At 41.8% G+C, this 12,268-nt stretch carries 10 protein-coding genes; 9 read left to right on the forward strand and 1 reads right to left on the reverse strand.

The window, feature by feature from the left end; translation table 11 throughout:
• The first annotated feature begins 127 nt into the window (after positions 1-127).
• The 8 genes from CXM95_RS06175 to CXM95_RS06210 all read left to right on the forward strand — a co-directional run bounded on the left by CXM95_RS06175 (position 128) and on the right by CXM95_RS06210 (position 10,460).
• Positions 128-1,156 (forward strand): LCP family glycopolymer transferase, encoded by a 1,029-nt coding sequence (locus CXM95_RS06175; RefSeq protein ID WP_086299610.1) that lies wholly within the window; start codon positions 128-130, stop codon positions 1,154-1,156.
• Positions 1,157-1,467: 311 nt separating this feature from the next.
• Positions 1,468-3,588, forward strand: coding sequence for a peptidoglycan D,D-transpeptidase FtsI family protein (locus CXM95_RS06180; protein WP_016613209.1), 2,121 nt, complete (start codon positions 1,468-1,470; stop codon positions 3,586-3,588).
• Between the two features lie 190 nt (positions 3,589-3,778).
• Positions 3,779-4,060, forward strand: a complete 282-nt coding sequence (locus CXM95_RS19140; protein WP_086299662.1) for a hypothetical protein — start codon at positions 3,779-3,781, stop codon at positions 4,058-4,060.
• 3 nt (positions 4,061-4,063) lie between these two features.
• Positions 4,064-6,100, forward strand: coding sequence for a cation:proton antiporter (locus CXM95_RS06190; RefSeq protein ID WP_016613210.1), 2,037 nt, complete (start codon positions 4,064-4,066; stop codon positions 6,098-6,100).
• Between the two features lie 204 nt (positions 6,101-6,304).
• Positions 6,305-8,212, forward strand: a complete 1,908-nt coding sequence (locus tag CXM95_RS06195) for an ABC-F family ATP-binding cassette domain-containing protein (RefSeq protein WP_086299609.1) — start codon at positions 6,305-6,307, stop codon at positions 8,210-8,212.
• 16 nt (positions 8,213-8,228) lie between these two features.
• Positions 8,229-9,176: a thymidylate synthase gene (locus CXM95_RS06200; RefSeq protein WP_086299608.1), complete on the forward strand. Its 948-nt coding sequence runs from the start codon at positions 8,229-8,231 to the stop codon at positions 9,174-9,176.
• A gap of 43 nt (positions 9,177-9,219) precedes the next feature.
• Positions 9,220-9,966, forward strand: a complete 747-nt coding sequence (locus CXM95_RS06205; RefSeq protein WP_086299607.1) for a hypothetical protein — start codon at positions 9,220-9,222, stop codon at positions 9,964-9,966.
• Between the two features lie 5 nt (positions 9,967-9,971).
• Entirely contained in the window at positions 9,972-10,460 is a 489-nt protein-coding gene (locus CXM95_RS06210; RefSeq protein WP_086299606.1) for a dihydrofolate reductase, read from the forward strand.
• A 63-nt stretch (positions 10,461-10,523) separates the two neighbouring features.
• Here the strand turns inward: CXM95_RS06210 and trhA are convergent, their stop codons facing one another.
• Positions 10,524-11,177: a PAQR family membrane homeostasis protein TrhA gene (trhA, locus tag CXM95_RS06215; RefSeq protein WP_005236874.1), complete on the reverse strand. Its 654-nt coding sequence runs from the start codon at positions 11,175-11,177 to the stop codon at positions 10,524-10,526.
• A gap of 126 nt (positions 11,178-11,303) precedes the next feature.
• Here trhA and CXM95_RS06220 point away from each other — a divergent pair, with 126 nt between their 5' ends.
• On the forward strand, positions 11,304-12,146 hold the full coding sequence (locus CXM95_RS06220; protein WP_034872242.1) for a DegV family protein: 843 nt from the start codon (positions 11,304-11,306) through the stop codon (positions 12,144-12,146).
• Positions 12,147-12,268: the final 122 nt, after the last annotated feature.

Below are 12,268 nucleotides of genomic sequence, written 5' to 3' on the forward strand. Positions count from 1 at the left end.
TTTTTGTTTATTTCAAAGAAGTTACGGAAGGATTAAATATGAAGTTGATGCATGATAGCGATTGCTGAAAGATGCGTTTTGTGGGAAAATTTATTTGATGAGTGAATTTTTATTGGCGAGGTGTAAGATGCGGAGATATCAAAAGGTAATTTTAGGTATTTTAGTCGTGTTAGTGGTTGGAATCATTGGAGTAACGATCTACGGGATGCAGGTTTATCAAGAGACGAATGCCACTTTTAATCAAATCTCTCACGCTGTTGATCGGAAAACAGACAAACGAGAGGAAGCGATCAGCATTGAAGATCGAGATCCGTTTTCCATTTTGCTAATGGGAATCGACACTGGGGCTTTAGGGCGAACCGAACAAGGTCGTTCGGATAGTATGATGGTGGTGACGGTAAATCCAGAAAAAAAACAGTCAACGATCATTAGCCTTGACCGTGATATTTATACACAAATCGTTGGGTACAATACGATCGATAAGCTGAATCATGCTTATGCTTTTGGTGGGGAGGCCATGGCCATGGACTCTGTTGAAAATCTCTTGGACATTCCTATCGATCACTATGTGACGATCAATATGCAGGGTATGCGGGATCTGATCGATGCAGTTGGGGGCATCGAGGTGACAAATGCTATCGATTTTACTTTAGAAGGTGTTCATGTCCCTGAAGGGCGAATTACTTTAGATGGTAAGACAGGTCTGGCTTATGCAAGAATGCGAAAACAAGATCCGGAAGGGGATATCGGTCGCCAAAGACGGCAAAGAGAAGTGGTTACGAAAATTCTTCAAAAAGTTATGAGTCTGGATGGTATCAGTAATTACCAAAAGATTCTTAAGGCGGTTGAAAAGAATTCGAAGACGGATCTTACGTGGGATGATATGATGGACATCGCTACCAATTATATCCCTGCTTTTACGACCATCAAACAAGAGCAACTCCAAGGAGAAGGGCAACTGATTGGTGGAGTGTATTATCAGTTATTGGGGACGAATCAGTTGTTACATACGCAAAATTTATTAAAGGAGCAGTTGCAACTTCCGACGAACGAGGGTTTGACCCAAGGCGACGAATTTACTAACGGATCGCCTAATTATCAGTTATACGACGACAGTCTGACCTTTTCAGAAGAAAACTCAACAACTGGAGAGTAGCTAGTTTCTTTAGAAGCCTAAAAAGCAGGATGACCGAAAGTCCTCCTGCTTTTTAGTTTTCCACAAAAGCACCAACGGAAATCTTGTTTCACGAAACCATCAAATGAAAAAACATAAGAAAGCTTAAAAAAACAATTTTTTCATGAAAGAATGAAAATGAAACAATCAAACTGTGAAACATTTACTCGGATTCACGCTAATTTTTATAGTTTTTTCTAAGGATTAATGGATATTTTTTGTTTTTTCTGTTTCGAATCGAATTTTTTGGTAAAATAGGACAGTAGTCATTATAGATTGGAAGGATAGATGAGATGAAGAATTTGAAAGATAAAGTTGTCCAAGGGATACGCAAGGGGCCAGAAGAACCAAAGGCTAAATCGTATCGCAAATCTCATGTTCCATTTCGATTGAACTTTTTGTTTTTTATTATTTTTGCTTTGTTTGTGTCCTTGATCGTTCAATTAGGCTATCTACAGATCGTCAATGGCGACAATATTGAGCAGCAGTTGAAAGCTTCATCTGTAGTGGAAGTCAAAGGAAGCGCCCCTCGGGGAATGATCTATGACGCTTCTGGAAAAGCGCTGGTGGAAAATCAAGCCAATGCAGCAATCACATTTACCCGCGGAAACAAAATGACCGCTCAAGATTTATTAGAAACGGCCAAAAAATTGAGCGAGTTGATCGAAGTACCTGTGGACAAAAACTTGTCTGATCGTGATCTTAAGGACTTTTGGCTGGCCGATGAAGAAAATCTTGAAGCAGCAACTGACCGATTGAGTGATGAAGAGCGTTCTTTAGGTACTTCTGAACAATATGCGGCAACCGTTGATAAAGTGACAGAAGATGAAATCAATTTCTCTGATGCAGAATTAGAAGCAGCCACGATTTTTAAGCGGATGAATAGCGCCCAATCTTTGAGTACGGTCTTTATTAAGACGTCGGATGTGTCTGACCGTGAATTAGCTGTTGTCGCTGAAAATATGGTTGATTTACCGGGAATCTCCACGGGGACTGATTGGACGAGAAACATCGTTGAAGGAAGTTCTCTGGCTAGTTTGATCGGAACGGTGACTAGTGAAGAACAAGGGATTCCGGAAGAAGTTTTGGATGAATTTTTAGAAAAAGGCTATGCTCGTAATGATCGAGTTGGACGTAGTTATTTAGAGCAGCAGTATGAAGAAGTCTTACAAGGCACAAAATCCATTTCCGAGATTTCCCTTGATAACAATAATAATATTGAAAGTCAAAAAGAAACCTTTGCTGGGGCAAAAGGGGATAACCTTGTATTAACATTAGATGCTGAGTTTCAAGCGAGAGTTGATAAAATCTTGCAAGACAATTTCCAAAAACTGATTGATTCTGGGGCAGCAGAATATTCTCCAGGGGTTTACGCAGTGGCGTTAAATCCAAAAACCGGCGGCGTTTTGTCAATGTCCGGCTATCATCATGATACAGGTTCAAATGAATTGCAGGAAAATGCCATTGGTACCTTCATTAATTCCTTTGTACCAGGGTCCGTTGTCAAAGCAGGGACTTTGGCTGCTGGCTGGGAAAATGGGGTCTTAAACGGCAATGAAGTGTTATTGGATCAACCAATCAGAATTGGCTCCGATGTAAAAGCCTCAATTTTCAACCCAACTGGGGCAAATAATCGTAACCTTTCTGCGGAGCAGGCGTTGGAAGTTTCTTCTAACTCCTATATGATGCAAGTCGCTTTACGTTTGATGGGCATCAATTATCAGTCAGGTATCTCGATTCCAACAGTGGATCGTCAAGGGGATGTCTATGAAAAACTACGTTCGTCTTTTGCCTCTTTTGGTATGGGAACTGAAACTGGGATCGATTTACCGGGAGAAGCGACTGGTATCAGCACATCGATCGATAACATGGACCCGGTCAGTGATGGTGGGAAGATCCTTGACTTGGCTTTTGGTCAGTTTGATACCTATACCACGTTGCAGCTGGCACAATATGCAGCAACCGTTGCTAATGGTGGCAAAAGATTGCAGCCTCATATCGTCGACGGTATTTACGGCAATGATGAAACTGGCGGTCTTGGCTCACTGATCGAAGAGATCGAACCAACGGTATTGAATGAAGTTGGTTTAACAGATGCTCAAATGCAAATTGTTCAAAATGGATTTTATGATGCAGTTCATGGAACGGATGCTTGGGCAACTGCCAAAGGCTTGGCTTCTGCGAAAATGGAGGTCTCTGCCAAAACAGGTACTGCCGAAACACCAATTGTGGATAGTAATGGCAATACCATCAGCTTAGTTAACCTAAACATCGTTGCCTACGGGCCAAGCAGTGATGCGGATATTGCGATTGCGATCGTAATGCCTCAATTAAAAGGCGACACAGATACCCATCCAAATATTCAAATCGCCAAAGAGATCATGGATGCTTACTACGACTTATATATGAAATAAGCATAAAAAATCGCAGTGAAGACTGCGGTTTTTTTGTTTTATAAGAAAACTGATAGAAAACCAACATTTAGTGAGAAAGACTTGCTATTTTTGAATGATTGGCTTAGAATACTAGCGGTCAAGAGATAATTTTGATTTGCACGTTAAATAAAAAGATAAACTGATGATAAAAGGGGTAAAAAACGTAATTATGAACAAGGAATGTTTAAGTAAGCAAGAACTAATGAAGCAGTTGGGACAATTTACACCATCTGAAAAAAAGGAGATTCGGGATTATTTACAACGGAAAAATCCATTGCTTTTCCGAAAATTTGAACGAATGAAACACGATTTATATCGCTTGGAATCACGGCGTGTCCAATGCGAGATTGAAAATAACGAAAAGGAGTTAGGTCTTCTAAACGACAAGATCCTTTTAAAAAAAGAAGATTTTCTTGAGCTGTTATTAGCCATTCGAAAGAAAAGAGGGTAATGGATGGAATTTATTGAACTCGTCATTATCATTGCAATTCTTGTCACATTATCAAATGTGGCGAGCAAAATATTGCCCTCAGTACCGATCTTTTTTATTCAAATCATCTTAGGAATTTTATTAGGTCTTACAGAAATGGGTCAAGAGATCGCCTTTGAACCGGAAATGTTTTTAGTAATGATCATTGGTCCATTGCTATTTCGAGAAGGGGAACGAGCAGATGTACCTGAGATCCTAAAAAACAGCAAGATCGTGCTGTTTTTGGCTTTTGGTGGCGTGTTAATGACGCTGTTTGCGGTCGGCGGAACCCTCCATTGGTTGATGCCGACGATACCTCTGGCTGCTTGCTTCGCTTTCGGGGCTGCGTTAGGACCAACTGATGCGGTGGCAGTCTCCTCATTAGCAAAGCGTTTGAAAATTTCCAAAAACATTATGCATATTCTTGAAGGCGAGGGCTTACTGAACGATGCTTCGGGGGTTACCGCATTACAGTTTGCTATCGTGGCTTTGACTACCGGGAGTTTTTCAGCAGCCAACGCAGGCTTCCAACTTCTTTTCTCTAGTATCGGTGGCGGGCTTGTCGGTTACTTGATCGTATGGCTGAAACGCCGGATTTTACGTTTTATTGAAAAAATCTCGGCACAAGATGTCACAGTATACTTATTGATTGAACTGCTCTTGCCATTTGCTGCCTATTTGCTGGCAGAAATGATTGGCGTCTCAGGGATTATCGCAGCAGTTGTGGCAGGTGTAGCCCAAGCCCAAAGAAAACGCCGGATCTCGTTGTTTGATGCAGAATTAGCGAACATTTCTGAAAGCACATGGTCGACCATTGTCTTTACATTGAACGCATTAGTGTTTCTCTTTCTAGGGATCGAGTTGTCACAAGTCTTTTCACCGATCTGGGAAAGCAAAAACTATGCAAACTGGCATCTAGTCATCACGATTTTAGTCGTCACAGCGGTGATTTTCCTCGTACGTTTTATCTTTTTACTATTTTATTATTGGTTCTTACAGTCAAAAAAACAAGTATCCATGAATCAAGTCGCCTTGTTGACCTTTGGTGGCGTCAAGGGAACAGTCAGTTTGGCAGCCATCTTCATTTTACCGGTGATGGTGCATGAGACACCGTTTCAGGAACGGAGCTTGCTCCTGTTTTTGACCGCCTGTGTAATTTTGCTGACATTGATCATCAGCGTGATGGTCTTACCTTATTTGGCAGATGGTGAAGCTGCCGAAAGTGTCGACTTCAATCACTTGCTGATCTTAGAAGACGTCATCGAACAATTGGAAGCAGAAGAAAAACAAGAGCTTTCTGATAAAGGTCGCTTAGCGATCGATGCTGTCATCAATTCCTATGAAAATCGTCGTTGGGAATTGTATCGCAATAGTTTGACTGATTCAGAAAAACAAGAAATCCAAGAAATTCAAGGATTGATCTTATCGATCGAACAAGACGGCTTGGATGAAGCTTATCGAAATGGGAAAGTCAGCCTAAATGGCTATCGTTTTTATTCACGCTTTATTTCTCAGCAGCAGCATTCCCTCGCAAAACAAATTCTCTCATTCTTTAGTTTTTGGCTCTTCTTTATTCAGCGTTTTATTCGTGTACTGATCCATCCACGTTTGTTTTTACAGCGGCAGCAGCAACTGAAAGATGCCTTGAAACAACGAGACATTTCTGAAGTACAAAAAATCTACTTAAAAAACAGTGAATACATTTTTCACAGTTTGAGCAATTTAGAAGATGTTTATGATTCTTCGCTGATCAATTTCTTTATTCGTCAACGAGAAATGAGCATCAAACGGTTTGAACATAGCAATTTCATTGAAACGATCATGATTGAGCAAGACCCGATTTTTGTTAAGAAAGTCCTTTGGGGCTATTATCTTGAGCGCAAGACGATCGATGAATATGAAGTGGCAGAGAAGATTTCAACGATTTCTGCAAATGAGTACCGACGCAATGTCAATCTGTTAGAATCGTATGCGATGTCTCGAGCGGAAGAACAACCGAAACAGCGGATGTTCCGCCGATAATATGTCTCAAAAGGCGCGCAACTTGATGCACGTTTTATGGAGTGTCTCCGTCAGGTTATTCCTAAAAGATGATCAACATCGATGATCAGAGGGAATAAACTGACGAAGGCATTCTTTTTTATTGCAAAAACTGCTCCTTTCTCTCATCGTTTCCTCGGATGAAATGTGGTACAATGAGCGAAGAAAAAACTCAGGAGGGATTCTGTGAAAGAATTAAAAGTAAGTGAATTAACCAAAACTTACGGTGAAAAAACACTGTTTGATCAGCTTTCTTTTCTGATACATGAAAAAGATCGGATCGGTTTGATCGGTGTCAATGGCACGGGGAAATCAAGTTTGCTGCGAATCTTAGCAGGTTTGGATCGTGGAGATGGTGATCGCCAAACTGTTTTTGCTAGTCAAGATTATCGAATTGGCTTTTTAGCGCAAGACAATCAGCTACAAGAAGAATTATCCGTTGTAGATGCTGTTTTTCAAGGGACCAGTCCGCTGATCCGCGTTGTTCGCGACTATGAAAAAGCGCTGATTGCTTTAGAAAATAATGGTATGGATCAACAAACGCAGCGCAATTATCAATTGGCAGAAGAAGCGATGAATAAAGCGGATGCTTGGAACACAGATACAACAGCCAAAATTATCCTCCAAAAACTTGGGATCAGTGATTTAAAGAAAAAGGTCAGTGAGTTATCTGGAGGTCAAAAGAAACGAGTGGCTATGGCTCAAGTATTGATCGATGAACCAGACCTGTTGTTATTGGATGAACCGACTAACCACTTAGATTATGATGCGATCCAATGGTTGGAAGGCTATCTAAAAAATTATCGGGGTGCGTTATTGATGGTGACCCACGATCGCTACTTTTTGGATCGAGTCGTTAACCGGATCTTTGAATTGTCCTTTGGCAAGCTGCATGAATATCAAGGCAATTACGAGACGTATCTTCATGCTCGAGCAGAACGAGAACGAGTGGAGGAGACGCAAGAAGACAAGCGCAAGCAGTTATACAAACATGAGTTGGCTTGGATTCGCACCGGAGCAAAGGCCCGTACAACGAAACAACAGGCACGGATCGATCGTTTCGATGATTTAAAAGAAAACCTACATCAAGTAAAACGTAACGGCGAAGTGGCCATTGATGTTGCTACGACACGCTTAGGCAAACAAGTCTTAGAGCTAAAAGATGCGAGTTTCCAAATTGAAAACAAAACGATTTTGTCTCACTTTGATTTGTTGATTCAATCAAGAGAACGCTTAGGGATCACAGGAGAAAACGGTGCGGGCAAATCTACGTTGCTCAATATTTTAGCTGGTCGCCTGCCTTTAGAAGAAGGGGAGCGGACGATTGGCGTGACTGTGAAAATGGCTTATTATACGCAAACGATTGAAGCGATGAACCCTGATCAGCGAATGATTGCTTATTTGCAAGAAGCAGCCGAGGAAGTGCAAAAAGTGGATGGCTCACAAGTCAGTGTCGCAGAAATGCTGGAACAGTTTTTGTTTCCGCGATCCATGCACGGCACTAAGATCGGCAAGCTGTCTGGCGGGGAAAAACGACGCCTATTTTTGCTCAAGCTATTGATTGGGCAGCCAAATGTTCTCTTGTTAGATGAACCGACCAACGATTTGGATATTGATACCCTGACGATTTTGGAAAATTATTTGGAAACATTCCCAGGTGCAGTAATCACTGTTTCCCATGACCGCTACTTTTTAGATAAAGTTGCCCAAAAATTGCTGATCTTTGAAGGAAACGGCAGGATTAAGTCCTACTTTGGTTCCATTAATGAGTATCTAGCAGCCAATACCAATAAAGCTAGTTCATGTGTACTAGAGCCAAAAGAATCAAAAACCGATTCCCTTTCTGCTGATAGTGAGGAGTCTGCTGCAACGCCTGTCAAAAAGAAACTGAGTTATATGGAACAAAAAGAGTGGGCGACAATTGAAGATGATATCGCGGCTTTAGAAGAAAAAGCAGCCGCTTTGACTGAAGAGATGAATCATCAAGGAGCTGACTTTACCAAGCTCCAAAAATTACAGCAAGAAATCAGCGAGGTTGAAACGCAACTTGCAGAAAAAATGGATCGTTGGGAATATTTGAGCGAATTTGTGTAGAGTAAAGGAGAGAACGATGGAACAAGCATATTTAGATCTAGGAAGAAAAATATTAGCAGAAGGCAATGATAAAAGTGATCGTACCGGAACGGGAACACGCAGTGTCTTTGGTCACCAAATGCGTTTTGATCTGTCCCAAGGCTTTCCATTGTTGACAACCAAGAGAGTTCCTTTTGGCTTGATCAAAAGCGAATTATTGTGGTTTCTAAAAGGAGATACCAACATTCGTTATCTCCTAGAACATAATAACCACATTTGGGATGAATGGGCGTTTGAGCGCTATATTAAAAGTGATGCTTACACAGGTCCTGACATGACGGACTTTGGCCGTCGTTCCCTAGTGGATGAAGCTTTCAATGAACAGTACCAACACGAGTTGAAACAGTTTTGTGAAAAAATCTTATCTGATGATACTTTTGCTGAAGCCTTCGGCGATTTGGGACACGTTTATGGGTACCAATGGCGCCATTGGGAAAAAAGTACGGGCGGGTTTATCGATCAAATCAAAGAAGTGATCGACATGATCAAGACGACGCCAGATTCTCGCCGCTTAATCGTCTCTGCTTGGAATCCAGAAGATGTACCGACGATGGCGTTGCCCCCTTGTCACACGATGTTTCAATTTTATGTTCATGATGGTCGCTTAAGCTGTCAGTTATATCAACGCAGTGCCGATGTCTTTTTAGGCATTCCCTTCAATATTGCTAGTTATGCGCTATTAACGCACCTGATTGCTCATGAAACTGGACTAGAAGTCGGAGATTTTGTCCATACATTAGGTGATGCTCATCTGTACAGTAATCATATAGAACAGATGAAGGAACAGTTGACTCGTTCGGTACGTCCGGCGCCAAGCTTACAGTTAAATCCTGAAAAACAGTCAATCTTTGATTTTGAAATGGAAGATATTACCCTGGCAGGGTATGATCCGCATCCAACAATCAAAGCACCGATCGCAGTTTAAGTGGTTGTTTGGTTTCATTTCATAAAGAAAGGAATGAGGCGTAATGGAAAATACCCACAAACGAGGCTTTGCGGCGACCTTCCATCAGAGACATGCCGGATCAATTACTCCAGTGCTCATTGAGCAAGTCATTGATTTCTTGGATCAGCACTATGATGCAGTTTGGCTATCCGTATCCGAAGAAACGGTGCCGGAGCTAAAAGCAGCCATTCGTTCAAATCAGCAGTGTACTGCCATTTTTATACCAGCAAAAGGGGCGGCGGATGCCCGCAGAAGGCTTATTTTTGCGGCACAGCATACTTTACCAATGCTGGATTCATTGCATATTTGTGATTTTGATCGCGTAGTGACGTGGATCGAGACGTATCCAGAAGAACTTGTGGCAATAAGCAAACAGCCGTTACCAGAGAATACGTATTGTATCCTAGGGCGAACTGCAAGGGCGTTTGCGAGTCATCCGCAAACGTGGCAAAGAACGGAGTGCTTGATCAACGAGATCGCTGCTGACTTTTTTCAAACACAAGAAATTGATGTCGCAGCTGGCAGTGCTCTCTTTCCTATCTCCCTGATACCGACCTTACTGAAAAACAACAACGCGCGTTTAAACGATGGGGAATGGCCGAGAAATGTCCAAAGAAGCGGCGGCACAATTGTTTACCAAGCCTGTGATGGCTTGCGCTTTGATGAGCGCAACAAAGATCCATTTGAGCATGAATCAGCTTTTCAGCTGATGCAGCGGCTGCAGGTTGCTGCTACTATTTCGGAATCATTTTATACAGAAGGGATGTAATTTTTATGTTGATCGCACTTTGGGCACAAGATCAAAAGGGTTTGATCGGAGCAGATGGCACGTTGCCGTGGCATTTGCCAAATGATTTGAAATTTTTTAAAGAGCAAACCATCAATAATACGATTATAATGGGGCGCAAAACCTTTGAAGGAATGGGAAAAAGATTACTGCCGCAGCGTACGACGATCGTTTTGACAAGTGATCCACACTATCAAGCCAACGGCGCGTTAGTGATGCATGACCGAGAGGAAATCTTAGCGTATGTGAAGCAACAAGAGCATCCCGTTTTTTTAACTGGTGGAGCGGGTGTTTTTGAAGCGATGATTGACGATTGCGATCAATTGTACCGTACAGTGATCGATGCGGAATTTAACGGAGATGTGTATTTCCCAGAGATTGATTGGACGCAATGGAAACTTGATCATGTGATCGATGGGATCGTCGATGAAAAGAACCGTTACCCCCATCAATTTGAATTTTATCATAGAAAATAAAAGAACAGGAAGCTTTCTGCAGCGAAAGTTTCCTGTTCTTTGTTTGTAAGCAATGCTTCATTTTTAGGTATACAACAAGACGGAGAAGTACATCAGTCCAGCACCTAACATAACGAATAAGTGCCAAACCACATGCATGAATCGAACGGATTTTAAACTATAGAATAGCGCACCTACAGTATAAGAAACACCACCGCTTGCTAGTAAAAATGTTCCCCAGTAGCCTAAATGTTCGATCAGAGGTTTGAAGGCGACGACACATAGCCAGCCCATGATGATGTAGATCAGGGTGGAGATTTTTGAGACAGTCTCTTTTTTATGAAGAGTCAGTGACTTATAAACGATGCCGCTAATTGCTAGTAGCCAAATCAAGACAAAGAGTGACCAGCCAAGCCAGCCTTGGATACTAAGCAAGCAAAAAGGTGTATAGCTTCCGGCGATCAGCAAGAAAATGGAGGCATGATCAAAGACTTGGAAGACCTTTTTTGCTTTGGTAAAAATCAAACTGTGAAATAAGGTAGAAAAGAGGAAGAGCAAAATCATCATCGACCCATAAATGGCATAGGAAACGATGTGGATAGGTGACCCTAGATTTGCCCCCTTGATTAAGAGGATGACCAGTCCTGCGATACTCAGTCCTAATCCGATCCCGTGGGTTACTGCATTTAATACTTCATTGACGATCAAATATCTGCGACTAAACTTCATGTGCTGCATTCGGCACCGTCCTTTCGAATCGAAATTAGATGAAAAAAAATTTTCTCTCTGTTATACTTAGTATAAATGGTCTGTGGTTATTTTACCACGAAAAAAGACTTGATTTAAAGAGAGAGTGAATATATGATGGCAAATCTTAAAATTGTGACAGATTCTTCCAGTACGATGGAACCAAGTGTCCGTGATGCTTTGGCTATCCATGTCGTGCCTTTATCTGTAATGATCGATGGTGTCGTTTATCCAGATGATGAAACGCTGCCGGGAGAAAAATTTATGCAAATGATGGCGCAAGCCAAAGAATTACCTAAAACTAGCCAGCCGCCAATCGGTCATTTTGTAGAACTATATGATGAATTAGGCAAAGATGGCAGTGAAATACTATCGATTCATATGACCAAAGGGCTTAGCGGAACCGTGGAAGCGGCTCGTCAAGCCAGTCATCTATCAAAAGCCAAAGTCACTGTGATCGATAGTGACACGACAGACCAAGCGTTGGCTTTTCAAGTGATTCGGGCAGCAGAATTGGCTAAAGCCGGTAAGACACTAGAAGAAGTTTTACCAGAGGTGGATTTGGTGCGGGAGCATACGAAATTATTTATCGGCGTTTCAACGTTAGAAAACTTAGTAAAAGGCGGTCGTATCAGTCGTGCCAAAGGTCTTTTATCGAGTTTGCTGAACATGAAAGTGATTATGGATTTTGATCATTCAGAACTGATTCCAGTCGTCAAAGGACGTGGTGTCAAGACCTTCAATAAATGGTTTGAAGAGTTAAAAGCTGAACTGAAGAGTATGCCTAAAGTGACGAAAATTGGTATTTCTCATGCTGAAGGGTTAGAAATCACAGAACGTTTCCAAAAGGAATTAGCGGAACTATTCCCCGAGTTGGATATCCCCTTGTTGCACACGACACCGATCATCGCCACTCACACAGGTAAAGGTGCCTTTGCGATTACTTATAGTACGGAATAAAAAAGCATGTTTTCTTTCAGCGATTCGTTTAATGACGAATCGCTTTTTGGCGTATGACAAGCTGTCAGGAAGAAAAAACAAAAAAAGAAGCTGCCTATGCTTGTCGACTCTTTGGCAGGTAG

Source organism: Enterococcus sp. CR-Ec1 (genome assembly GCF_002850555.1).
Lineage (GTDB): Bacteria > Bacillota > Bacilli > Lactobacillales > Enterococcaceae > Enterococcus_D > Enterococcus_D entomosocium.